22 protein-coding genes and 1 riboswitch are annotated in these 25,540 nt (G+C 42.1%); of the genes, 6 read left to right on the top strand and 16 right to left on the bottom strand.

The window, feature by feature from the left end:
• Positions 1 to 42: 42 nt before the first annotated feature.
• From AM500_RS01420 to AM500_RS01400, 5 genes are all read right to left on the bottom strand, one after another.
• Positions 43 to 543 carry a cupin domain-containing protein gene (locus AM500_RS01420; protein WP_053597603.1) on the bottom strand — a complete coding sequence of 167 codons (501 nt, stop codon included), beginning with the start codon at positions 541 to 543 and terminating at the stop codon, positions 43 to 45.
• Positions 544 to 581: 38 nt separating this feature from the next.
• Entirely contained in the window at positions 582 to 1,433 is an 852-nt protein-coding gene (gene ypfJ / locus AM500_RS01415) for a KPN_02809 family neutral zinc metallopeptidase (protein WP_053597602.1), read from the bottom strand.
• Between the two features lie 152 nt (positions 1,434 to 1,585).
• Entirely contained in the window at positions 1,586 to 3,772 is a 2,187-nt protein-coding gene (locus tag AM500_RS01410) for a sensor histidine kinase (RefSeq protein ID WP_053597601.1), read from the bottom strand.
• Positions 3,750 to 4,442 carry a response regulator transcription factor gene (locus AM500_RS01405; RefSeq protein WP_053597600.1) on the bottom strand — a complete coding sequence of 231 codons (693 nt, stop codon included), beginning with the start codon at positions 4,440 to 4,442 and terminating at the stop codon, positions 3,750 to 3,752. The genes AM500_RS01410 and AM500_RS01405 overlap by 23 nt, the downstream gene beginning before the upstream one ends.
• Before the next feature lie 161 nt (positions 4,443 to 4,603).
• Positions 4,604 to 5,719 (bottom strand): NAD(P)/FAD-dependent oxidoreductase, encoded by a 1,116-nt coding sequence (locus AM500_RS01400; RefSeq protein WP_053597599.1) that lies wholly within the window; start codon positions 5,717 to 5,719, stop codon positions 4,604 to 4,606.
• Between the two features lie 423 nt (positions 5,720 to 6,142).
• On the opposite strand from AM500_RS01400, the gene abc-f reads away from it, so the two are divergent.
• Both abc-f and AM500_RS01390 read left to right on the top strand, forming a co-directional pair.
• Positions 6,143 to 7,885 carry a ribosomal protection-like ABC-F family protein gene (gene abc-f / locus AM500_RS01395; RefSeq protein WP_053597598.1) on the top strand — a complete coding sequence of 581 codons (1,743 nt, stop codon included), beginning with the start codon at positions 6,143 to 6,145 and terminating at the stop codon, positions 7,883 to 7,885.
• Positions 7,886 to 8,242: 357 nt separating this feature from the next.
• Positions 8,243 to 9,577 (top strand): S8 family serine peptidase, encoded by a 1,335-nt coding sequence (locus AM500_RS01390; protein ID WP_053597597.1) that lies wholly within the window; start codon positions 8,243 to 8,245, stop codon positions 9,575 to 9,577.
• Between the two features lie 43 nt (positions 9,578 to 9,620).
• Here the strand turns inward: AM500_RS01390 and AM500_RS01385 are convergent, their stop codons facing one another.
• The 6 genes from AM500_RS01385 to AM500_RS01360 form a co-directional block, all read right to left on the bottom strand.
• Positions 9,621 to 10,265, bottom strand: a complete 645-nt coding sequence (locus AM500_RS01385) for a queuosine precursor transporter (protein WP_053597596.1) — start codon at positions 10,263 to 10,265, stop codon at positions 9,621 to 9,623.
• A gap of 12 nt (positions 10,266 to 10,277) precedes the next feature.
• Positions 10,278 to 10,778 carry a preQ(1) synthase gene (gene queF / locus AM500_RS01380; protein WP_053597595.1) on the bottom strand — a complete coding sequence of 167 codons (501 nt, stop codon included), beginning with the start codon at positions 10,776 to 10,778 and terminating at the stop codon, positions 10,278 to 10,280.
• Positions 10,779 to 10,895: 117 nt separating this feature from the next.
• A riboswitch (PreQ1 riboswitch) is annotated at positions 10,896 to 10,942 on the bottom strand.
• Between the two features lie 67 nt (positions 10,943 to 11,009).
• Positions 11,010 to 12,890: a molecular chaperone HtpG gene (htpG, locus tag AM500_RS01375; RefSeq protein WP_053597594.1), complete on the bottom strand. Its 1,881-nt coding sequence runs from the start codon at positions 12,888 to 12,890 to the stop codon at positions 11,010 to 11,012.
• Between the two features lie 181 nt (positions 12,891 to 13,071).
• Positions 13,072 to 15,195 carry a choice-of-anchor J domain-containing protein gene (locus AM500_RS01370; protein ID WP_156319720.1) on the bottom strand — a complete coding sequence of 708 codons (2,124 nt, stop codon included), beginning with the start codon at positions 15,193 to 15,195 and terminating at the stop codon, positions 13,072 to 13,074.
• 280 nt (positions 15,196 to 15,475) lie between these two features.
• Entirely contained in the window at positions 15,476 to 16,207 is a 732-nt protein-coding gene (locus AM500_RS01365; protein ID WP_053597593.1) for a sulfite exporter TauE/SafE family protein, read from the bottom strand.
• A 299-nt stretch (positions 16,208 to 16,506) separates the two neighbouring features.
• On the bottom strand, positions 16,507 to 17,790 hold the full coding sequence (locus tag AM500_RS01360) for an NCS2 family permease (protein WP_053597592.1): 1,284 nt from the start codon (positions 17,788 to 17,790) through the stop codon (positions 16,507 to 16,509).
• A gap of 275 nt (positions 17,791 to 18,065) precedes the next feature.
• Between AM500_RS01360 and AM500_RS01355 the strand changes: the two genes are divergently transcribed.
• The 4 genes from AM500_RS01355 (at position 18,066) to AM500_RS01340 (ending at position 22,563) form a co-directional block, all read left to right on the top strand.
• The gene (locus AM500_RS01355; RefSeq protein ID WP_053597591.1) at positions 18,066 to 18,764 is read left to right on the top strand and encodes a response regulator transcription factor; all 699 of its coding nucleotides are present in this window, start codon (positions 18,066 to 18,068) and stop codon (positions 18,762 to 18,764) included.
• A complete protein-coding gene (locus tag AM500_RS01350) occupies positions 18,757 to 19,758 on the top strand; it encodes a sensor histidine kinase (RefSeq protein ID WP_053597590.1) in 1,002 nt (333 codons plus the stop codon). Before AM500_RS01355 ends, AM500_RS01350 begins: the two co-directional genes overlap by 8 nt.
• A gap of 107 nt (positions 19,759 to 19,865) precedes the next feature.
• Entirely contained in the window at positions 19,866 to 20,627 is a 762-nt protein-coding gene (locus AM500_RS01345; RefSeq protein WP_053597589.1) for an ABC transporter ATP-binding protein, read from the top strand.
• On the top strand, positions 20,617 to 22,563 hold the full coding sequence (locus AM500_RS01340) for an FtsX-like permease family protein (RefSeq protein ID WP_053597588.1): 1,947 nt from the start codon (positions 20,617 to 20,619) through the stop codon (positions 22,561 to 22,563). The genes AM500_RS01345 and AM500_RS01340 overlap by 11 nt, the downstream gene beginning before the upstream one ends.
• A gap of 54 nt (positions 22,564 to 22,617) precedes the next feature.
• Here the strand turns inward: AM500_RS01340 and gvpU are convergent, their stop codons facing one another.
• The 5 genes from gvpU to AM500_RS01315 are packed head-to-tail and all read right to left on the bottom strand — an operon-like array spanning position 22,618 to position 25,535.
• Positions 22,618 to 23,019 carry a gas vesicle accessory protein GvpU gene (gene gvpU / locus AM500_RS01335; RefSeq protein WP_053597587.1) on the bottom strand — a complete coding sequence of 134 codons (402 nt, stop codon included), beginning with the start codon at positions 23,017 to 23,019 and terminating at the stop codon, positions 22,618 to 22,620.
• Complete coding sequence (locus AM500_RS01330) at positions 23,012 to 24,619, bottom strand: midas domain-containing protein (protein ID WP_053597586.1); 1,608 nt, start codon at positions 24,617 to 24,619, stop codon at positions 23,012 to 23,014. Before AM500_RS01330 ends, gvpU begins: the two co-directional genes overlap by 8 nt.
• Before the next feature lie 41 nt (positions 24,620 to 24,660).
• Positions 24,661 to 24,990 (bottom strand): gas vesicle protein, encoded by a 330-nt coding sequence (gene gvpJ, locus AM500_RS01325; RefSeq protein ID WP_053597585.1) that lies wholly within the window; start codon positions 24,988 to 24,990, stop codon positions 24,661 to 24,663.
• 22 nt (positions 24,991 to 25,012) lie between these two features.
• Positions 25,013 to 25,297 carry a gas vesicle protein K gene (locus AM500_RS01320; RefSeq protein WP_053597584.1) on the bottom strand — a complete coding sequence of 95 codons (285 nt, stop codon included), beginning with the start codon at positions 25,295 to 25,297 and terminating at the stop codon, positions 25,013 to 25,015.
• Positions 25,263 to 25,535, bottom strand: coding sequence for a gas vesicle protein (locus AM500_RS01315; RefSeq protein WP_053597583.1), 273 nt, complete (start codon positions 25,533 to 25,535; stop codon positions 25,263 to 25,265). The genes AM500_RS01320 and AM500_RS01315 overlap by 35 nt, the downstream gene beginning before the upstream one ends.
• Positions 25,536 to 25,540: the final 5 nt, after the last annotated feature.

Genomic DNA, 25,540 nt, shown 5'->3' with positions numbered 1-25,540 from the left:
ACGAAAAACACGATGAGGACATCTCATCGTGTTTTTCAATATCTATTTAACCCACTTCCTAAGGAGCGGACCATTATCGCCATAAACCGGATCAGTTTCCGGTACAGGAACATTCTGAATTTCCTGGAGAGCTTGAGCCCGCTTGGCCGGATCCTGCTGGACTATATTAGGGGTCATCCCATTTGGATATGCGCCAATGACTTCGAACTCCTCACTTGCTTCTACAAGCTGATGGCCGGTTCCAGCCGGAAGCAGGACAACATCCCCAGCTTTGACTTCCAGACGTTCCCCTGAATCACCGCCTAGCAGAATTGTTGCCTGGCCAGACCTTACGCCTAAAGCTTCATGGGTATTGGAGTGATAATGATGATAATCATAAATACCTCCAGACCAGCTGCCTGTCCAATTATGGCGGTTGAATGTCGCTACAATATCATTGGGATTATCACTAAAGATGCCCTCATAGATAATCACTGGCAATTCTTGATTGTTTGGAATCCGTCCATCGTCCTTAAGGAAAAATGAACGTTCATTCGCTGACATAACGAAACTCTCCTTTCTATAGCCATATATTTTATTGGTTAAAGATTTCTTGCGTTAAAGGTATCTCCTTTATCCAAATTTCCTGCTTCATAGCCCTTGTAAAACCATCTCTTCCTTTGCTCAGATGTTCCATGTGTAAAACTGTCTGGAACCACATAACCTTGCGATCGTTTTTGAATGGTATCATCACCAACTGCCATTGCGGCATTTAAGGCTTCCTCAAGATCTCCCTCTTCCAGGTATCCCATTCCTTGTGCATGATGGGCAAAAACACCTGCATAGTAGTCGGCCTGCAGCTCAAAGCGAACCTGATATTGGTTGAATTGCTTCTCATTCAACCTCTGGCGCTGAGCAGCCAATTTATCACTTTGTCCAAGCAATGTCTGAACATGGTGCCCTACTTCGTGCGCGACAACATAGGCCATTGCAAAATCACCCGGCGCCTTAAACTTTGTCTGCAAATCTTGATAGAAGCTTAAATCAATATACAGCTTTTGATCTCCAGGGCAATAAAACGGTCCAACAGCCGAACTAGCCGAACCACACGCTGACTGAACACTTCCTGTATATAACACCAATGTTGGCTCTTTATATTCGAGCCCCTGTTCCCTGAATATCTCGGACCAAACTTGCTCTGTATCTGCCAGGACAACTGAAACAAAATCAGCGAGTTCCTGCTCTTCAGCTGTTTCCTGGTATGGTGCTGGGGATTGCAGTCCGGTACCGCCCCCCATGCCATTTAAAAGGCTTCCAAGGTCCCCTCCACCAAGAAAAGTCATGATTAAAACCAGCACAAGCCCGCCAATCCCACCGCCGAGAAGTTTTCCGCCTCCACCCATACCTCGTCTATCTTCAACATTGGAACTTCCTTGTCTTCCTTTCCATTGCATCTGTTGTTCCTCCTTGGAGTAAATAAAAATCATTTCACTTTTACTCCCTTATACCCAGTTAAATGGCTTTTAAAATCTAAATCGCAGGCACCGTTATTTTCCATTGAAACTAAAAAGGAGCAGGCATCTCTAATTGCCTGCTCCTTTTCCGCTTATTCTATTTCTAGTTCAATTGTAACTTTGAACAAGTCACCATCGGTTTCGATATCCATTCTTCCATCATGAAGATCAATAATAGACTTGGCAATGGCAAGGCCCAGGCCAGAACCCTCTGTATGGCGGGAAGTGTCCCCCCGTTTAAATCGCTCAAAAAGTTCCTCGCCATTTCCATTCAATTCATACTTTGAGATATTCTTGAAGGTAATCCAAGCTAAATTGCCTTCCTGTCTGGCAGCTAAATAAACACGAGTTCCCTCTTGCGTATATTTCAGGATATTAAGAATGAGATTGTCAAAAACCCTCCATATTTTTTGGCCATCCACTACAGCATATACGGGGTGTTCCGGGAGTGAAACTCGGAAAACTAATCCTGAATCCTGTATATTCTCATCGTGCTCGGCAAGGGACTGATTCAATAACTGGACAAGGTCAACCTTAGTCCTTACCAATTCAATTGCCCCGCTTGCCATTTTTGACGCTTCAAAAAGATCATCGATCAACACCTTTAACCTTTTTGATTTCCTGTCAATTATTTCTATATATGATTCCCGCTCTTCCTCTGCCAATTGGGGCATCTTTAATAGTTCTGTGTAGGTAATAATCGATGTTAGCGGTGTCCGCAAATCGTGGCTCACATTCGTTATTAACTCCGTCTTTAGCCGCTCGCTCTTAACCTGTTCCTTATGAGACTCCTTTACTTCCTGCTTTACACTATTAATATTTCTAGCCAGTCTGCTCAGTGGTGAGTTTCCTGAGATTACAAGGTCTTTTCCGATAGTGCCCTTGGCTAGTTCATCTGTCATCACCAGTATCCGATTGAACTGTCCAGCATATTTCAGAATAAGATATATTATTGGCACTGCTATAGCAACGAGGAGAACTGCATATACCCCAAAAAGCCCGTCATGCTTGATTATATAAATATATTGATTCCTTCCGAATATAAAGGCAGTGATTGGAATGAATCCAACAATAACGGCCAGCAAAGCGAGGATTTGTGTGCCTATTTCCCAATGAAGGAATGCTTCCTTTAGTACGTGATATCCTTTACCTACGAGACTTCCCTTAATGTCCTTCGACAGAAACTCCGGATCACTCATTCTTTTATAGAGAGCCGTAGCGAGCAAAACAATAAGTGCCGCGGGAATTCCTATGAGGACTGACTTTATAAATGTCCCAATTAATGGAGCGCCTACATATACGAAGAAACTATGTCGATTATCAAAGAGAGAAATTACAAATGCAATGGTAGCCAATCCGGATACCAAAACCATCACATCAATTGGAATAGCTTTGAGAATTTTCGAGAAATTTCTCTCTTTCGCAAGTAGATATTTAGAGAAAATAACTAGACTTGCAATAAGTGAAACGAATCCAATAAGTATATTACTATAAAATGATATCTGCATTTTCTTAAAATGGTTATAGCTGGCCATAATCGCATGGTTCTCAGGGGTATCAGCAGCCACACCAATATATCCGCTCAGTTGTTTTTCATCAAAATGTATTCCAGGAGGGCCGTTAGGATAGACCAGTGTATTCACTTGTTTAGAATAAAGCGAACTTTCCTTACTGATTTTGTCTCTGGCCTCATTCATATTATCTGCAGAAATATTTGTATAAGCTCTTCCGCTCGATACATCTTCAAAGTAATAGTTAAACGCCTGTTTTCCCCGTTCGAGCTCTAGCGCAATAATCTTAAGGTTTGCATAATAGGTTTCCAGTTTTCTTACCTTCTGCTTCATCAGAATCGCCCGGACATACTCATCATCTTTGAAGAAACGCTCCATATTGGAAATTTCCCTATCCCGCTCATTCTCAAGCTCGGCAGCCTTCTCTTTTTCGCCTGAACGGTTTGCCTCTTCTATTTGATAGTAGTATTCATCATGAATTTCTTGTATCTGGGTATCGAGATTATATTTTTCCTTGCGGGCAGATTGAATGTCACTATCTTGCACCTTCAACTGTTTCAAGGCTTCCTCTTTCGTGAGTCCGTTTACCTCAAGCATATTCAAGCTATCGATAAACGAACCTTGAATCGCCCGAAAATCCGAAGTTTCAAAAAAGCTATTTCCAAAATAGGTTTTGCTATATTGCAAGAATGTCATAACCCCGCTCAAGCCTGCGCCCAGTAACAGGGCAGCCAGCACCGCAAGACTATTTTTCCATTTTGTAGCCAATGCCCCACACCACCTTTAAATACCTGGGATTCTTCGGATCAATTTCAATCTTCTCGCGGATTTTCCGAATATGGACAGCAACAATATTTTCGGCATTGAAGCCGGGCTCTTTCCAAACCAGTTCATAGATTTCATTAATTGAAAAAACCCTGCCTGCGTTCGTCATGAGAAGCTCAACGATTCGGAATTCAATCGGAGTCAGTCTGATTGGCTCCCCGTCAAGGGCCACTTGCTTTGCTGTTTGGTCCAATGTCAGTCCATTCAAATCTATCCGCTTATTCATTCCCTCATATGTTCCGAGATTCATATAGCGCCTAAGCTGGGACTTGACTCTTGCAATTAGTTCAACCGGATTGAAAGGTTTCGTTACATAATCATCCGCACCAATTTGCAGCCCAAGAATTTTATCTGTATCCTCACTTTTCGCGCTTAACATGATAATCGGTATATTTCTCTTTTCACGTATCTTGAATGTAGCCGCAATGCCATCTAGGCGCGGCATCATAATGTCCATCACGATAAGGTGTATTTCCTGACTATGTAGTTTCTCAATTGCTTCAAGCCCATCTTTGGCCTTAATTACTGTAAGGCCTTCATTCCGCAAATATATCTCTATGGCATCACGTATCTCTTTTTCATCATCTACAACTAGCACATTGCACTTTTCCACTATTTTCCCACCCCTAGGAGAATTATAGCATCCCCCATTTCGTTAAGATAACTGTAAACATAAAGTCTTACGATTGCCCCATTCAATTTCTGAAGAAATTCTTAAGATTTTTGGGCGAAAAGAAAGGCTTCCCCAACCAATGGGAAAGCCTTCTGTCTTAATTATTCAATTACACCACTAACATTGTAAGGATCCAAATCTAAATCAGGCTCCATGCCAAGCGAGAGCTTTGCAAGCTGCGCACCAAGAAATGGGCCTACAGTAAGTCCAGAGGCACCGAGCCCATTCGCGAACAATAGATTAGTAAAACCCGGAATTTCCCCAATAACCGGAAGGAACCCTGGTGTATACGGACGGTATCCAACCCTTGCTTCTGTAAAAGCAGCATCAGCCAATCCGGGGGCAATTTCCAATGCTTTACTAAGTACCTCATTCAGGCCGCCGGCTGTTATCCGCAAATCAAAATTCATGTCATTCTCATGGGTTGTCCCTATAACAATTTTGCCATCCTCGAACGCAAGGATGTACTGGTCATTTGGAGGCATGATTACTGGCCATCTAGATGTATCCCGATTTTCAAGCCTAAGATGGACAATCTGCCCCTTTTGTGAGGTAAGCCTTAGCTTGATTCCTAGGGGTGCAAGCAAATCCCCAGCCCACGCACCAGCAGTGACGATGATTTTATCGGCAAAATAAACCTTTCCATCGACTTTAGCTCCAACTACATTTCCAGCATCAACAGCCAGCTCAGCCGAACCGTTAATAAGTGCCGCACCATGCTTGCAGGCTGAGTTTAAAAGCGCATTTCTTAATGCGCGGCCATCTACTCTTGCAGCACCGCCGACCTTAACAGAAGAAAACTCTTTGGAAACAGGAGGAAACAAATTCACTGTTTCCGACCCATTGAACTGTGTAACTTCACCAATTTCAGGCGCATCTTCACGCCTTACAAGAGCCCTCTCTTCCATTTTGGAGAGTTTTTCAGACTCCTTGTGAAGACTTAGTGCTCCAACCTTGCCATATCCGGTCTCTGTTTCCCCGTCTTCTTCAAGCTGCTGGATAAGCGATGAATAATACGCAGCACCATTTTTGGCAAGTGCATACCATGCTTTATTGCGGCGTTGTGACAGCCATGGGCAGATAATCCCGGCTGCAGCATCTGTAGCCTGTCCCGGGTCTTTCCGGTCAATAACAGTAACAGCGGCACCTTCCTTCGCCAAATGATAGGCTGCTGATGCCCCGAGGATGCCAGCGCCGATTACAATGATTTTTTTCATATTAACACCTTTTCTAAAATCTTCATTCTTCTATTTTACAAAAAAGTTTGGCCAACTCAAAGCCAGGCTCTCACGCATTGACAAATTCAAGCAAATGGAAATATACTGAATGAAGCAGCACCACAAAACTGAAAGGAAAAGGTACAGGAGCAATGAAGCTATAATCTTATTTTTTGGAGTGAACTCATGATTAATAAAAATGAGGAAACCTGGAGAATAGGATTCGTATGCCCTTTTTTGCTTATCAAGTACCGTGCCTTCCGTATGCCTTTTTTGGTATGCTTGTTTTTGGCGATGCTTGCATAAGGATCTTTGCATACATACATCCAACCTCTCCAGGAAGACCTGGGGAGGTTTTTCTGTTGATTATAGAAACTCAGTTTACCCGTAAGCGTGCCTAACAAATTAACTGAGGTGATCTGTATGGAACTAATTCAAGTACGAAATGTAAAAAAGAGCTTTGGAGATCGAGATATACTCAAGGGTATTTCTTTTGATATACGCAATGGCGAAAAAATCGGCCTAGTTGGTTGGAATGGCTCAGGCAAGACAACGCTGATCAAACTTATTATTGGAGAGCTGGACCCTGATACCGGGACAATCTTAAAAAGACCGGCCAGCTTGAGGATTGGCTATCTTCCCCAATCTACTGAATACGATATAACTGCTCCTTATATGGAAAATGGAAAGGAGCTTTGGGAGACAGCCAGCAAGCTTGGTCTGGAAAAAATTTCGGCCTGGGAAGGACAAAGACTTGAAAACTTGAGCGGCGGTGAACGGCTTAAACTTGCACTGGCCGGAATTTGGTCAGTAAACCCTGAACTGCTGATCCTGGATGAACCAACCAACCATCTCGATCAAAAAGGGCTAGAATGGCTCATCACATCCCTGAACAAAACGAAGCAGGCAGCTCTCATCATCTCCCATGATCGTTACTTTCTAGACGAAACGGTGACAAAGATACTCGAAATTGAGGATGGTACCATTGCTGTTTATGATGGAAATTTCACTGCCTACCGAAAAGAGAAACAGCGTCGCCGAGAGCAGCAAGAACGTGATTATCAGAAACAGCAAAGAAAAATAGAAATAATCAACGAGCAAATTGAAACCTTTAAGAGATGGTCCGAAAAAGGACACCGCGAGGCAGGAAAAGGCAGAACACCTGCGGAAAACCGGCAGGCAGGCTTTAAAGAATACGGACGGGTCCAGGCCAAGAAAAAAGACATCCAAATCAGGTCAAAGCTAAAGCGCATGAACCTAGAACTTGAAAAGCACAAGGTTGATCGCCCAAAGGAAGATCTAAATGTAGATTTCAATTTCGAAACGAACCGGAGCCGAGGCAAGCGGATACTTGAAGCAAAAGGCCTTACAAAAGCGTTTGGAGAGCGCATGTTATTTGGGAAGAGCCATTTTTATATACGGCATGGGGAAAAAGTAGCCTTGATAGGTCCAAATGGTTCCGGAAAAACAACATTTATCAAGATGCTGCTTGGCGATGAGCCTGTTACGAAGGGTTCGCTCTGGAAAAGCGAATCACTGAAGATTGCCTATCTAAGTCAGGATGTTAAAGACCTACCGGAAGAAAAGACCCCTCTTCAATCTCTTGACCTTGAAAAATGGGAGGAGATATCGAAGGCGAGAACCCTGTTTGCCAATATGGGAATGAAGGAAGAAAAGCTGCTAAACCCTATTTCTGCACTGAGCCTCGGTGAAAGGACCCGGGTAAAGCTTGTGCATATGATTATGCAGGAATACGATGTGCTCGTTCTTGATGAACCGACAAATCACCTTGATTTGCCAAGCCGGGAACAGATGGAACAGACCCTTGAAAGCTTCTCGGGTACACTGATTATCGTTTCGCATGACCGCTATTTCGTTGAAAGACTGTGCGATAAAATTCTTTTAATAGAGGATAATCGAATCCAGCGGTATGAAATGGGCGTAACAGAATTTTTGAAGAAAAAAGAATCTAATGTAAATCAGGGCGAAAGGATCCGACAGGAGGAGCTGGCTGTGCTCGATACAAGGATTACAGAACTTCTCGGAAAAATTATCCAGTTTCCCAAGGATAGCGAGGAATATATTCAAATTGATTCACAACTAAAAGAGTTAATTGAGAAAAAGCAGTCCTATCAACAAATCGTCGTTCATAATGCAGATGAATGACATTTCGGGTTTCCGAACAGAACAAAATGTCATTCATAACCTCGATGAGTGACATTTCAGGTTTTCGGACAGGACAAAATGTCAATCATAACCCCGATGAGTGACATTTCGGGTTTTCGAGCAGGGCAAAATGTCATTCATAACCTTGATGAGTGACATTTCGGGTTTTCGAGCAGGGCAAAATGTCATTCATAATGCAGATGAATAACAAATATGGATTCCCTACGAAGGATAGAGCTATCCCGATTCAAATAGCTCCATCCTTTTTTCCTCTAATAATTTTCCCAACATAAAAAAGGTTTCGTACTAGTTTAATCCTGGGCAAAACAATACGACTACTATTCCCAGGAGGCCTTCATGAAAAAAGTTAAAATCCTTGTCTTATTGTTGATGATGTTTGCACTCACAAGCACATCCTTCTCCCCTGCATCAAAAGCAGCCGGAATTACAGCCGAGCTGAGCCCTGCTATTCAAAAGCTTTTAGGCACAACACTATCTGGCAGCGAGACTGAAGCAATTATCACGTACAAGACCCCACCAGTATTAAAGGATGTACAGTTATTACAGAACCTTGGTTTTAAAACAAAGACGTTCGACAATTTGCCAATGATTGCAGTTAAAGGAAAGCTTGGTTCCCTGGTTACCCTACTTGCCTCATCCACTAACATTCTTTCAGTCTATGAAAATAAGGAACTTACGTATTTCCTCCGCGATAGCCGGAACCTGATTGGAGCAGAGGCCGTCTGGAATAACCTTGGTTTTACTGGCAAGGGCGTTACCGTTGCCGTAATTGACAGCGGTATCGACGCAACCCACCAGGACTTGAAATTTGGCGATAAGGTCGTCCAAAACGTCAAATTTGTTGCTGGGAATCTTTTTGGCAATGAGCCTATTTATCTCGAAAATGTAATCAATACCGATACTTCTTCGGGGCATGGCACCCACGTAGCAGGTACGATTGCTGGCAGCGGCACGGCCAGCGGGGGCCTTTATAAAGGAGTTGCACCGGATGCTAAACTTGTTGGCCTAGGTGTTGGTGAAGGTATCAATATTTTATGGTCACTGGAAGCTTTTGACTATGCAATAGAGAATAAAGACCAATACGGCATTGATGTTATTAGCAACAGCTGGGGAACAACTGGGGAATATTCACCAAATGACCCAATCAATGTTGCCTCAAAAGTCGCCCACGATGCTGGTATGACGGTCGTTTTTGCAGCTGGGAATGAAGGTCCCGGGGACAATACTCTTAATCCATATTCCGCTGCACTATGGGTAATTAGCGTTGCAGCTGGAACAAAGGATAAGCAGCTAGCCGACTTCTCTTCCAGAGGAGTTGCGGGGGATGAATTCCTTCATCCGGATATTACTGCACCTGGGGTAGACATTGTTGCAACCCGTTCATCAACAGGCCTTGTCATGAACCTACTGGGAACGACAACAGATATATCGTACCTTGATCCTGAACATCTATTGTTTTATACAACCTCCAGCGGCACAAGCATGGCCGCTCCGCATATATCCGGAGTGGTTGCACTCATGAAAGAAGCAAAGCCTGATTTGACGCCGAGCCAGGCTCTTGACTATATGGTCCAGACCGCCGATTCAATGGCAGGTTATCAGTATCATCAAGTTGGCGCTGGTTATGTCAATGCCTTTAAAGCTGTTCAGGCTGCTGCTTCCGCTCAGTAAAGTTAAAGAACTCCGCCTATCGTCATGGCGGAGTTTTTTACTATTATTCAGCTATTGCAACTTTGCCTTCGGTTGTATCCAAAGCCTCCCGCTTCCGGATTAAACTTACCAGGAAGTACACTAGCGGGGTAATGGCAATCGATGCGAAAAATTTAAATACATACTGAGTTACAATCATTGTGCCAAGTATGGCAACTGGAACAGTCCCATAGAAAGCTATTGCAATGAATATCGTTGTGTCAACAAGCTGGCTTAACATCACTGCAGCATTGTTTCGCAGCCAAAGCTTCTTCTGTCCATGGCGGTTTTTCAGCTTATTAAAGACAAATACATCCAGGTTCTGGCTGATAGCATACGAAATCAGGCTTGCGATTATGACTCTGAAACTACCGTTCAAGATTGTTTCAAACGATTGCTGCTCTGTGAACACTGGGGCAGCAGGAAGCGCAACCGTGATGGAAATAAACACAAGGGCTAGAATTTGGGTAATCAGCCCGGCCTGGACAGTCCTTTGCCCGGCTTTTTTCCCGTACACTTCAACAATGACATCTATGATTGGATAGGTAAAAACATATACGATGACCGCCGCAGGCAGGATTGCCCAGCTGCCGATACTAAAAAGCTTTACTGCTACGATGTTGGCCAAAATCAACAGACCTACAAATGCACCATTCAGATAGAATAGCATACTTGATCCCCCTTATCGGTTATCTACTTTTTCAGGATAAAGATCGTGGTTCATCAAACGGAAATACGCCATTTCCTCATACTTTGTGCCTGGCTTCCCATAGTTGCACCAAGGGTCGATTGAAATCCCGCCCCGTGGTGTAAACTTCCCCCACACCTCGATATAGCGAGGATCCAGCAGCTTGATCAAGTCATTCATGATGATATTGACACAGTCTTCATGGAAGTCACCATGGTTCCTGAAGCTGAACAAATAAAGTTTGAGAGACTTACTTTCTACAATTTTCTTATCAGGGATATACGAGATGTACATCGTTGCAAAATCCGGCTGATTGGTCAGCGGGCAAAGACTCGTAAACTCCGGACAATTGAATTTCACGAAATAATCGCGATTTGTATGGAGATTATCAACCGCCTCCAATACTTCAGGTGCATATTGAAACGTATAGTTGTTATTTTGATTTCCCAACAGTGTTAGATCCTTCAAGCCTTCCTCATGAGTCCGTCCAGACATAAAAAAACCCCCTCGTAAAGTTCCCGCCCTTTACAAGAGAGTTTTAGCAAATGTTCAGTAAAAAACAAGGATAAAAAGAAAAAGCCATGTCCGGTTATGGACATGGCAAATTGTCATGTATCCATAGTTTTTTATAGAGGGTATCAGCTATGAACCTCTCCCGTTTCAGGAACGGATTTAATTTTCCTTTTCATATACTACAGAATAGGCTTATAAACGTCAACCCTTAATTTAGACCATGATCTTGCAGATATCATTTGTGAATTCGACAGGATCCTGAATAGGCAGGCCTTCAATCAAGAGAGCTTGATTGTAAAGAAGATTTGTGTAGAGACCAAGTTTTTCACGGTCATTTGCAAGTGCATCCTTCAGCGAGGTGAACACTTCATGATTCGGATTAATTTCAAGTACCTTTTCAGCCTTAACATCCTGGCTGTTCGGCATGGAGCGGAGGATTTTCTCCATCTCTATGGTCAATTCGCCTTCAGCTGTCAGGCAAACAGGATGCGACTTGAGGCGTTTCGATACCCTGACATCCTTTACCTTCCCGCCGAGGACATCCTTCATGGCATCAAACAACTCTTTGTTTTCCTGCGCTTCCGTTTCGGCTTCCTTCTTCTCTTCTTCCGACTCAATGCCAAGGTCACCGCTTGCAACTGACTTGAACTCTTTCTCCTTGTAATTCATCAGCATCCGGATTGCAAACTCATCGATATCCTCTGTGAAGTACAGCATTTCATAGCCTTTTTCTGATACTAGTTCTGCTTGTGGCAGCTTTTCAATCCGTTCAATGGATTCACCAGCAGCATAATAGATATACTTTTGGTCCTCAGGCATCCGTGATACGTACTCATCCAAAGTAACAAGCTTCTTTTCCTTGGATGAATAGAACATTAGCAGATCCTGCAAGGTCTCCTTATGTGCTCCAAAATCATTGTAGACACCAAATTTCAGCTGACGGCCAAATGATTTATAAAACGTTTCGTATTTTTCTCGGTCATCTTTCAATAGGGATAGCAGTTCGCTCTTAATCTTTTTACTAATATTCTTCGCAATCAGCTTCAGCTGTCGGTCATGCTGCAACATTTCCCGCGAAATATTTAGCGATAGGTCTTCAGAGTCGACCATTCCTTTGATGAAGCCGAAATGGTCTGGCAGCAAATCTGCGCACTTGTCCATAATCAGAACGCCATTGGAGTAAAGCTCAAGACCTTTTTCAAATTCCTTTGAATAATAATCGAACGGGACCGTTTCCGGGATATAAAGGATTGAGTTGTACCTAACCGCGCCGTCTACACTGATATGGATAGATTTTAGCGGCTTATCAAACCCATAATGCTTTTCATTATAAAAGTTCTCATAATCCTCATCAGTCAACTCGCTCTTGTTTTTGCGCCAGATTGGCACCATACTGTTGACAGTCTGTTCCTCAACAACCTCTTCCCACTCATCCTCGCTGCCTTCCTTTTTCCTACTCGTGCTAATATCCATCTTGATTGGATAACGAATGAAATCAGAGTACTTTTTGACAATCGATTTTAAGCCATATTGCTCAAGAAACTCATCATAGTTCTCGTCTTCAGTATTTTCTTTTATTTTTAAAGTAATTTGCGTACCGATGCTTTCCTTTTCAACCGGCTCGATTGTGTAACCCTCAGCACCTGTTGACTCCCATTTGTATGCCTCTTCGCTGCCAAGCGCTCGGCTAACAACCGTTACCACATCCGCCACCATGAAGGCTGCGTAAAACCCGACTCCGAACTGGCCAATGATGTCATGGCCATCTTTTAATTCTGTTTCCCTCTTAAACGCAAGTGAACCACTTTTGGCTATCGTCCCAAGGTTTGTTTCAAGTTCTTCCTTCGTCATCCCAATTCCTGTATCAATGACTTTAAGGGTCCGGTTTTCTTTATCAGCAACGATTTTTATGTAATAGCTTTCTTTATCAAAAGTAAGTGAATCATCTGTTAGCGCTTTGTAATAAATTTTATCAATCGCATCAGATGCGTTAGAAATCAGCTCGCGAAGGAATACTTCTTTTTTTGTATATATCGAATTGATCATCATTTCAAGCAGCCGCTGCGACTCAGCCTGGAATTGCTTCTTTTCCATATTTATTTCCCCTTTCCTTATTGTAGAAATTATTCGTTAGCACTCTGATCACGAGAGTGCTAATCCCACTATTTAAATATCATATCACAATTATGTATGTCAATAGCTTACATTTTAATAGAAACTTTAACGAGACAAAAAGGAACCCCACTCCTGGTGGAATGAGGTTCCCAATTTGCTATTATTTCTTTAATGGCCCTTTTTCCTTCAACTTCACCTCATAAGTAAAGTCTACCGGATTTTTATCGTCCGCAGGAGCTGCATATGACGTAATCATGTAGTTTTTACCGTTCTGGAAAAGCTGCCTTAATGTTAGCGCATCTTTTTCTGTCACATTGAATGGATCAACTGTGATAACTTTGTAATTTGTCTTTGCACCCTTCTTATTACCAACTTCTGTTTCATTAATGAAGGTTACTGTGTAGTTTACATATTGGCCAGCAAGTTCTTGGAAGGACATGAAACTATCTGTTGATCTGCCATCCGCTGTAAAGTTGATTTCCGGGATTGATACATTGTCAATGAACCAGCCGCCATCTGTATGGCCCCAGTCTGTCAAATAACGGAATGCAACATGTACTTTCTTGCCCGCATATCCACTAAGGTCAAAAGATTCCTTTTGCCATACTTTAAGGTTTCCGGTAAAGCCAGGAACGTTTTCTTTGATTTTTGGATAGCCTTGCTCCACCACATCACTGCGTGTATTTTCATTCGCCAGGCTCTTCCATGTCTTGCCGCCATCTGTAGACACCTGAACAACACCGAAGTCCCATTGTTCCTCAATATCAAGGTAATTATCAAAATTTAAAGTAGCATTTTGGACGCCAGTAAGGTCAGCCTCAAATACAAGCGCATTATCAGCTTCATCACCGGAACCGCCCCAAAGGACTTTGTTTGCTGCATCTGTTGGTGAGGCAACAGAGGTCCAAGGAGTACCTAAGAAGTCAACGCCATCAAACTCAATTGACCTGATTTTTTCCTGGAAGTCTAGCGCTTTAAAATCACCGCCCCACGCCGGAACGCCTTCTTTTTCAAACTTAACCGCTTTTTCAAAATCTACTGTTTTACCGCGCTTAGTGCCTTGCTTATCAACAACAACATCACGTAGGTCGATGCTATCGAAATTGTAAACGCCGCCTCCAACACGGTCAGAATCCAGTGTTAGCGCTGTAATGAAGTCCTGGTAAAGCTGAGTGAAGTCTTTTTCAATACCATGCTTCTTCAAGATGTCATTTACACTATTAATACCCTGTGTTTCACTTAGTGCCAGGTCGCGAATGAATTCACGTCCGAATTTATCGTTCATATAAAGAGTGAACAGATACACCTGTCCATAATCGGCAATGGTCTCAGGACCAGTTTTAGCACTTCTATGGTCATCCCAGTTCACCAATGAGTTTTCAGGATGGTCAAGATAAAAGTTTATTGAACTATCATCATGGCCATAGCCGCCAAGGTACTCGGAGAACGTCGACATTCCTTCGTTAATCCATGTTTCTTCGGCCCCATCGTTGTCAGCGTGAATCAAGTGCTGAAGCTCATGAATAGTCGTTCCGAAGAAAGTGGATTCCAGGCGTGTCTCCCAGCTGTTTGTGTCAATGGTAATGATGTTTCTATCAATATAGTTTTCTAGTGTTTGCCAGTAGAAACCGGCCACAAAGAATGGATAAGTAGGATCTTTATAATTATCATCCTGGATATTATCGACGAGCATGATAATTTTATCACTGCCCTCATAATACCCGGCTGGTACATTTCGACCAGCTAGCGGCGATTTTGAACCATCATGGACATCAGGAGTACCGAAAAATGCAGTTGCCTTAGGATAGATATTATTATCAAACTCATCGCGGAGTTTATCTACCTGTTGCTGTGTTACCACATGAGCAGGACGCGTATCTCCAGCTGGGAACGCAAGGTCATTTGCCACCCAAATTTCAACGTTTTCGCCAACACTACGCAGGGTGAAAGGCTTAAACTTCAAGTTTCTATTTAAAAATTGCTTAGTTCCGCCATCATAAGTAAATGTACTTTGGGCAGATGTATTTGAAGCTGCTGGAGTTTCATTAAAGTTAATATTTGCGGCTTGCTCCTCAATGCTTTTCTCTGCCTGTTTCAAAAAAGATTCATTCTGTGACAGCTGGTTCAGCTGTCCATCAATGTCAACCCGGTCCCCATACCGTTCGACGTTCCAATCAGGAGTTGTTTTTGCCTGAACCTTGGAGGAGCTTGGCCCAAATGGCACAGCCAAAGACAAAGCGAGGGCCCCCGTTGTAAGTAATGATAGCAATTTCTTCGTATTCAATTGCTTTTCCCCTTTCATTTGGAAGTACAAGAGTAATCTTAACATGGGGAATATTCAGAATAAATACCTCCTGTTTAGCAATTACTTCCATTTTAATGTATCTTTATTATTAAAATAGGTCATATTACATATTTTCTTTTCCTCACAAAAAAGAAATTCCCCTTGATTCGGAAAATTTCTTCAAAAAGCGATGCATCTATTCTCCTGGATATTGTTAAATAACGGAAATTAACAGGTCATATTAATCATTTTTATCCATTTTTCACTCATATCAAGAAAATTATAGTAATTCCACGGTGACTTGAATAATTAGTGCTAAAGTAGTCAGTCTAAGAATCGGCTTAACAAACTTGGGATTCATTTTTTCAGCAATCCTGACACCCATCTGTGCCCCAGTCACCGATCCAATCATAAGTGCCAGTGTCATGGGCCAGATGATTTTATCAGTGGCAATGTATGTGGCTGCCGCGCCTATACAGCTAGAAAAGGTAGCAAGCCGCACCAGACCGACAGCCTTGATATAGGCCATATTTAAATGGCTAAACAGATAAAACATCAGCGTCCCTTGCCCTGGTCCAAACACCCCGTCATACATGCCAATTCCGTAAAGGCCCGGGACACTCAGTTTATTCATACGCAGAGGCTTGTTTCCATTAAAGCCTCCTTTTGCTAGAAAGGAAGTTAAAAACGCAAAGACCAAGAGAAAAACAGCAACAATATACATGTTTTCCGGAGAAATCTTTGAGGCTATATAGCCTCCACTCACCCCTCCAAGCAGGCTGACCGGGATAATCCAGAATGATTCCTTTATGGATATCTCTTTTTTACGATAAAGATGATAAAAGCTTGAAAGTGAACTAAATGTATTCGACACCTTGTTGGCACCAATTGCTGAATGGGGAGGCATCCCGAGAAGCAGCATAGCGGGCAGGTTAATCATCCCGCCACCTCCTGCCAATGTACCCAAGGTTGTTGCACAAACTCCGATTAGAAACATCAACATATATTCCATCCTGTTCCACCTCCAGTTACAGTATAAGCACTCGAGGATAATAAGGATATTCATATATTTTAATGAAAAACCATAAGACTTACTTATTAATATAATTTTCACCTTTCACGAACTAAGCTACCAATCATCTCCTACATATAAAGCCCTCTTTCATACTAGTATGAGAGTAGCAAATACAATTGGCAGATTTAGAGGGTATTTTGGTGGTAGAAAAGCGAGAGGAAGCCACCTAGCATACAGTCCGCTTTATGAAAAAACAAAAGCCTGTCCCTGGGACCAAGAGGACCCAGGAAACAGGCTTAAGAGAAGAAAGACATTTGGATTACGAAAATAATCCCAAAAACATAGATAAGCGGATGAATGTTTCGTGCTTTCCCGCTTACAAGCTTAATAATCGGATATGCAATGAAGCCTAGAGAAATACCTGTGGCGATGCTTGAGGTAAGCGGCATTGTGAGGATAATAATAAATGCAGGAAACGCCTCATCAAATGCTTTCCAATTAATTTTCGCTAACCCCTCCATCATGTAGCAGCCAACAATGATTAATGCTGGGGCAGTAATTGCGGGCAGTCCGGCAATAGCACCCACGAGCGGTGAGAAGAATAGTGCCGCGATAAACAGTCCGCTGACCGTCAAAGCTGTAAGCCCTGACCTGCCGCCAGCCGCAACGCCTGTAGAAGACTCAATATAAGCGGTGGATGGGCTTGTGCCAAGCGCCGCGCCGACCGTAGTGGCAACCGCATCCGCGCTTAAGGCTGCTTTTGCCCTTTTTAACTTGCCATTTTCCACTAGTCCAGCCTGTTCAGTAACACCTATTAAGGTTCCCGTTGTATCAAAGAGTGTCACCAGTAAGAAGGCAAACACCACAGTATATAATCCATTTGAAAAAACACCTGCAAGATCCATATCAAATAGAACAATAGATGGCGGTGATGAAACAATTCCATCTATTTTTAGCATGCCAAGAAAGTATCCAATAACTGCTGTTACCAGCATTCCGATAAACAGCGCCCCCTTCACATTTCGGGCAAGGAGGATAAGAGTAATAAGCAAGCCTCCTATTGCCAGGAGGGTTCCCGGTTTATGAAGGTCACCAATTGAGACAAGAGTTTCAGGGTTAGCTGCAACGATACCAGACATTTTTAAACCGAGGAAGGCAATGAACAAGCCAATACCCGACGTAATGGCGTATTTCAAGGAATCTGGGATTGCTTCAATGAGCATCTCGCGGAATTTAGTTAGGGACAATAGTAAAAATAAAATCCCGGCTAGGAAAACCGCTCCGAATACAATTTGGTAGCTGACTCCATGAGTGGCCACAACACTCGCAAAATAGGCGTTCAAGCCCATCCCAGGAGCAATCGCAATTGGGTAGTTTCCGAACAATGCCATGATTAAGGTACCCACAGCAGCAGCTATAATAGTTGCCGTAAACACTTGGTTGAAAGGCACGCCTGATGCTGAAAGTATCGCTGGATTAACGACGATGATATAGGCCATCGCCATAAACGTAGTAAAGCCAGCCATAATTTCAGTTCGTATATTTGTCTTCAAATCTTGAAGTTTAAATAACTTTTCCATTCTACTTCCCCCAAAAGGCATATATTAACTAACTTCGTCATTTAAATGTTCGCCTTTAAAAACACAAAGCTAATAGTATGCCAAATTGGCTTCTAAGTCAATAACCAATGTTCGCCTTTAATGTGTCAAAAAAATAAACGCTAATACCCGAACATATAAGGTTAATCACGTTTCTAATCCGATTTTATTTACAACAAAAATGCAATGGGTAGGTTCCTATACCATAGACATTTTTTATAAAATATTGATAGAGTTAAACTTAAGGTGGTGAAAAAATGTTTAAATTGCTGCTTATAGAAGATGATGAAACATTATTTGCGGAAATGAAAGACAGGCTTACGCAATGGTCTTACGAAGTACACGGGGTACGCGATTTTGGCCAGGTGATGTCTGAATTTACGGAAATCATGCCTCATTTGGTCATTATTGATATCCAGTTGCCGAGGTTTGACGGATTCCATTGGTGCCGATTAATCAGGTCCCATTCGAAGGTACCGATTATTTTTCTTTCCTCACGTGATCATCCAGCCGACCAGGTTATGTCAATGCAGCTTGGTGCTGATGACTTCGTCCAGAAGCCATTTCACTTTGATGTTTTAATAGCAAAAATCCAGGCCATATTGCGAAGGGTCCACAACTACAATGTAGAAAAGCCCCAAACCTTAAAGGTATGGTGCGGAGCTACTGTCAACTACGAGAACAACACAGTAGCCAATGAAATAGGTACAGTTGAGCTGACAAGAAACGAAATTTACATATTAAGGGTCTTGATAGAACAAAAAAACAACATTGTCTCCAGAGAGGATTTAATTAAAAGCCTTTGGGACGATGAGAGGTTCGTGAGCGACAACACATTGACAGTCAATATAAACCGCCTCCGGAAAAAGCTCGATAAAATTGAGCTTGGGATATTCATTGAAACGAAGGTTGGTCAGGGATATATTGCTCTGGAAGAGGCAAGCGGATATGTTTAAGGATTTCCTTGTTGAAAGAAAGAGTTGGATTGCCATGTTCGTGGCACTTGAACTCCTATCCCTTTTCATTGCTTATGTTGATCCGACCCTCCCGGTAGAATCACTTCTTTATATTGTCTTTCTGTCATCCTGCCTTTTCCTAGTGTTTTTATTCTATCGCTACCATAAAGAGACCCGCTTTTACAAAACACTCAAGGAAACGAACCTTACTACAAGCAGCAGTATTGAGGCTGAAAGACCTTTCGAGAAAATGGTCAGAGATACGATTACACTGCAAGCAACTGAATTAAAGAAAGATATATCGTTTAAGCAAAATTCATTAGAAAAGCAAAAGGATGAATTATTGTCTTGGATTCATGAAGTGAAGACACCTTTAACGGCTATGCAGCTGATCATAGATAGGCTTGACAATAAAGATTCAAAGGCAAGCCTTCAATATGAATGGCTAAGAATCCACCTTTTATTAGACCAACAGCTTCACCAGAAGCGGATTCCTTTCATGGAGAACGACTTGTATATTGAAAAAGTCGATTTACGCCAGCTAGTATTTTCCGAAATTAAAACACTCCAATCATGGTGCATGCAAAAAGGCATAGGTTTCGAAACGGTATTCGAAGGTTCCGAAGTGCTGACTGATGCAAAATGGGCTGGCTTTATCATAAGGCAACTGTTGACTAATGCCGTCAAATACAGCAATGAAACGGCAGATATAACTATTCGGTCCTTTGATTATAACGGCGGTACGGTCCTTGAAATAAAGGATTTTGGAACAGGGATATCAGCAAGGGACTTGTCCCGGATATTTGATAAAGGCTATACATCCACATCCAAGCATCATGATAATAAAGCAACGGGAATGGGACTTTATCTTGCAAAAAAAGCCGCATCCCCCCTATTGATTTCCATTAGTGTCATTTCAACCCCAGGAGAAGGATCAGTATTTACACTTACCTTTCCAAAGAGAAATGCTTTCAACGAGCTTTCAGGCATGTGACAAAAATGTCACATGCTTTTCTGCTTTTGTTAGATGAATCAAAGGAAAGCAGGACCGGAATGCCGGTATGATAGACGTATCGAAGGATTTAAAGGAGTGTGCAAGTTATGAAGATATTGGAAGCAGCAAGGATAGATAAAGCATACGGCAACCGGTTCAATAGACAGGAAGTGCTAAGAGGCCTCGATATTTCAATTGAAAAAGGAGAGTTTGTGAGCATTATGGGCGCCTCTGGATCAGGAAAAACAACCCTGTTGAATGTACTCTCTTCTATTGATTTTGTTACACATGGAACAATAAAAATTGAAGGTAAAGAAATTACCGGAATGAAGGAAAAGCAGCTTGCTGAATTTCGGAAAAACCACCTTGGTTTCATATTTCAAGAATACAATTTGCTCGATACATTGACAGTGAAGGAAAACATTCTTCTGCCACTGTCCATTGCCAACATCTCAAAGAAGGAAGCAGACGCAAAGTTTAAGCAGGTCGCCGAAGAGCTTGGCATCTATGAACTCAAGGATAAATACCCGAATGAAATCTCCGGCGGGCAAAAACAACGGACATCAGCAGCGCGGGCATTCATCCATGAGCCTAGCATTATTTTTGCTGACGAACCGACAGGAGCCCTGGATTCAAAATCAGCTTCTGACCTATTAAACAAGCTTAGCCAATTAAATGTGAAACGGCACTCAACCATTGTAATGGTTACCCATGACCCCGCGGCAGCTAGCTATTGTAGCCGGGTAATTTTCATTAAAGATGGCCAGATTTATACACAGCTGACCAAGGGCGATGAAACGCGGCAGGCTTTCTTCAAGGATATCATCAAAACCCAGGGTGTTTTGGGCGGTGTACAATATGAGCATTAATTCACTCATTTTCCGAAACCTGAAAAAGAACCTAAAGAATTATTATCTTTATGTCTTTGCATTGGTCTTTACTGTAGCGCTTTATTTCGCTTTTGTTACCCTGCAATATGATCCTGCAATGGATGAGACAAAAGGGACCATCAAGGGCGCTGCTTCTATTAGGGCCGCATCGGTCCTGCTAGTTGGAATCGTTACAGTTTTTCTGCTGTTTGCAAATAACATCTTTATTAAGCGCCGAAGCAAGGAGATTGGCTTATTCCAGTTGATTGGTATGACGAAATCGCGGATATTCCGCATTCTCACTGCCGAAAATTGTATCCTTTACTTTTGCTCCATGGCGATTGGGATATTTATAGGGTTTTCTTTTTCAAAGCTAATCATGATGATTCTCTTTAAAATCCTGCAAATTGAACTGGAAGCGAGCCTTAATTTTTCTTCACAGGCCTTTTATCAAACAGTTGGGGTCTTTAGTTTGATTTATTTATTAATCATGTGCATGAATTATGCATTTATTAAAAGGCAGAGTATTTTGTCCCTTTTCCGTGTTACTAGCTCAACTGAGACACGGGTAAAAAAATTGTCTGTTTGGGAAATTCTCATGGGTATCATGGGCATTGGATTGATTGCCACTGGTTATTATGTTTCTTCAAGGCTGTTTAGTGGTGACATTACAGAAATGAACAAACTATTCATGGCAATGATTTTTATCCTGGGATCGGTCATCATAGGAACATACTTTTTTTACAAAGGCTCAGTCAGCTTTGTCTTTCAATTAATCCGTAAAATGAAAGACGGATATTTAACAGTCAATGAAGTGCTGTCCCTTTCGAGCATAATGTTCCGGATGAAATCAAATGCGCTGTTGCTGACAATCATTACAACCGTATCTGCCCTTGCAATTGGATTGCTTTCATTAAGCTACATCTCCTACTATTCTGCCGAAGAATCTGCCCGCAAAAATATTGCAGCTGATTTCGCATTTGTAACACAGGAAGATGCCAGGCAGTTTACTAGCCTACTGGAGGAGAATACTATCCCTTTTACAAAGAAAGAAATCCCTGTAATTCAAGTTCCGGCTAATCTTGAGGAAATTATGCTAACAGAATTTGAAGGAGGAATTTCAGACTCTGACTCTATGCAAATTTCAGTTATAAGTGAGGAAAGTGTAAAAGGAGCAGCTGTTGCTCCCGATGAAACGTATTTTACCGGCTACCACGATGCACTCCAAAAGTTCATGCCTCTAAAGGATGCTGGAAACATTGAACTAAAAGGGAAGAATCTCGTGATTTCACAGTCCTATCTAGGAATGAGAAACGAGCATCATATTTCATGGTATTTTACTAGCGGTGGCACTCCTGTTGCAATCGTTGACCATAGTGTATTTGAAAAGCTTGAGAAGGACCTGTTACCAGAAATACAAAAGAAATCTTCACTCTTTACTGGAATTACATTAAAACATGAAGAAAAACTAGAGGAAGCAAACGAGCTTTTCCTTGCCAACTCTTTTAGTGAACGTAACTTCAATGATTCCCGCCTTCAAATGTCAATAGATCAGAAAATGACGTTCGGATTAATTATGTTTATTGTCGGATTTTTGGGTTTAACCTTTCTAATTACGTCCGGTTGTATTCTCTATTTTAAACAAATGGACGAGAGCGAAGATGAAAAGCCGAACTACACAATTCTGCGGAAACTCGGTTTCACCCGTAATGACCTGTTAAAAGGAATCCAGGCAAAGCAGTTGTTCAACTTCGGCATACCACTTGCGATCGGCCTCCTGCACAGTTATTTTGCCGTCCAATCGGGCTGGTTTTTCTTTGGAACTGAATTATGGACACCGATGATTATGGTTATGGTCCTTTATACCGTTTTGTACTCCATATTTGGATTGCTTTCAATCATGTATTACAGGAAGGTCATTAAGGAAGCTCTTTAATAGTAACCTCCAGCAACTGAACAGCTGGAGGTTTACTTTTTACAAATGGACCAACTATGAATCTTTTGATTTGCCATCTACAATTCTTCCAATGAAGAAACCATCAACTTCACTGAGCTTTCCTCTCCAAAGAATGTCACCCTTTGAGGGTGTCGGTTTGCTGTCACCGACATAAACATTGGCATTTTTCAAATGAATATAATTGGCTTCAGGTTGGCTTTCCGAACCGGCGCTTTCTCCCGCATTCGATAGCATATCACTAAGTTTTTCTGCCACATCACTTCCATCTTCAACTGTTCCACTTAAAGATTCAAAGTAGTCCCTGGCCGAAATGATAGTGCCTGTAACCACTGCCCCCTTGACATTTAATGTTATGTCTAGATTAAAGCCGTGATTATTGGCGGCTTGAACAAATAACTCCAGTACAGTATCTTTTGGTTCCGGCTGATTACTCATCTTCCGCCTTCCTTTCCAATCCCTCCAAGAGAAGGTAGGTGTCGTCTTCTTCCGAGAGAACCGTGTAGCTCCCCTTTTGTTTTTCTTTATTTGCTTTGCCTGCCTTTTTGCTGGGTTCTTTGGGCTTGTCTGTATGTTCCTGACCTTTACGCCCATTCACAGCTTGCTCGCCCTCTTTACTGTTATCCTTGCCTTCCTGGCCATCTTCGGAATTGTTGTTTTCTTCTCCCTCTTCCTGGCCTTCTAAGGAATCGTCATCTGCCTCTTCGTCTTCCGAGCCTTCCTGAAATGTCTCTGTTTCTTCTTCGCTCTCCTGGTCTTTCTGAGAAGCATCTGTTTCCCCTTCGTCATCCTGGTCTTCCTGAGATGTATCTGTATCTTCTTCATCATCCTGGTCTCTCCGAGATCCATCTGTTTCTTCTTGATCTTCCTGGCCCTGTGAAGCACCTTTTTCTTCCTCTTTATCTTTCTTAGCTTCTGAGGATGCACCTTCTTCTTTTTCGCTTTCCTGTTCTTCCGATGCAGTATCCGTTTTTTCTTGGTCTTTCTGGTCTTCTCCAGAGGCCTTTACTTTTTCATTTCCATTCTGTCTTTCATTTACAGAGCTGCCATCATCGGAATCTTGTCCAGCCTTTTTTTCATTATACTGTGTATCCGAATTCTCCGTATCATTATCCTTCTCGCTCTTTTTCGCATCAATCAATTTTGAGAGCATGCCTTCCAACGAGCTTAATCGCCCCTGCAAATCTTTATTTTGTTTTTTTAACGTCTCATAGCTTTCATCTGTAGAGGTGCCATCCTTTCCCTCACTACTTTCAGCATCATCTTGTTCTTCAGTCGGCTTTTTAGACTCCTCATGATCACCTGTACCTTCAGTTTGTGAAGATGATCCATCACCGGCTTGATTGGATTCTGTATCTTTTTTTTCTTCGTCCCCTTTAGGAGATTCATTTTGGTCTTTATTCTTTTCACCATCGTTTTCAGGTTTCTGTGATTTGCCTTCTTTGGAAAGTACTAGTTGCGACTCATCCTCTTTGGCATCACTATCATTATCAGAATCAGACTCCTCTTCTGAACCCTCAGAATCCTGGGTCGACCCATCTTCATTCTCCAGGCTATCATCCTGACCTTCTGCTGAGCCTTCTTCCGCCTTTGAAACTTTTGAACCACTCTGATTTTTCTCCTGGTCTTCCTTTTCCTGAATGAGCTTTGTTAACATTTCTTCCAGCCTATTCAAGCGACTATCAACACTATCATTCTTTGAATCCCTTTTTTCACTAGAAGCAGTAGAAAGGCTAGTATCACTTCCGTCCTTTGCTGACGTTTCTTCTTTTGTGTTTTCTCCTTCTCTACTAAAAAGTTTTGAAGTAGAATCCTTTAATGAGTGGAATGCTTTTTTGGAATTACTCTTTGCCGCATTTCCCAGTCCGGCAACACCGCCATTAACGCCATCCATTACTTTTTTTCCATTTTCGGGAGTAGCCAAATATCCAAGTGTCGCACCGATTACTCCTCCTGCCAGGGTTCGTTTTAGTGCTGCTGAATTAACACTCGTTTTGTTACTTAGTAAAGTTGTTTGATTTTCCTTATTTTCTTCCATGTTCGTTCCTCCATTTATGCTTTATTGTAGTAATTAAAATGTCACACATTAAATTCAGGTGAATTTAATCGGTTTCCGGATAGCTTGCTTTCCAAAGCTTCCAGCCGCTCCTGAAGCCTTTTGTTTTCTTCCTCCAGGGCTTTCGTTCCCTCATTGGCTTTTGAACTTAAGTAAGGATCACTTTCCCACCAGTCCATACCAATTTCTTTTGCCTTATCGATAGATGCAACAATTAGCCGGATTTTTATCGTCAAAAGTTCTACATCGGCAATTCCAACTGTAATATCACCCGCTATCACTACACCTTTATCTAATATTTTTTCTAATACATCTACAATTGTGCTGGATTGCATATTATGCTCGACTGCCATTCGGAAAGCCTCCTTGCTTTGTTTAAAGTAAGCTGCCTAAAGGACCCAAATCAATATTTAAATCCTCAGCATCCAAGCCAAATATCTCCTTCAACTCTTCCATTTTTTCTTCAAGATTCATCAAAGCTTCCCCCAAAGCTTCTATTTGATCATCCGTCAGCGTACCACCTTCAACACGCCTCATGGCATGCCTTTCAACGATTTGTCTTAGGAGCTCGATGATTGTCAAAACAAGCTGGGCTAATCCATGTTCTGCGTTATCAGGATCCAAATTAATTTTTCCATTTGCTTGGCTGGCCGGTTGCATGGATTAAGTCCTCCCTTTGTTGGTCAAATTGTTCGGAAGAAATTGCTTTACCTTTCTGCTGAGCCTGTACAAGGGATTCAACAGAAGCAATTAATACCCGAAGGTCTAAATAAACAAGGTCGACTCCTGCGATGGAAATTATTAAATCCGCCTTGATTGCGACCCCTTTATCGAGGATGACATCCAATATATCAATTAATCCTATATCTTTGTTTTCAATTGTTTCTCGTACTGTCATATCCT

Source organism: Bacillus sp. FJAT-18017 (assembly GCF_001278805.1).
Lineage (GTDB): Bacteria > Bacillota > Bacilli > Bacillales > Cytobacillaceae > Bacillus_D.
This window is presented reverse-complemented; position numbering and strand designations above follow the sequence as displayed.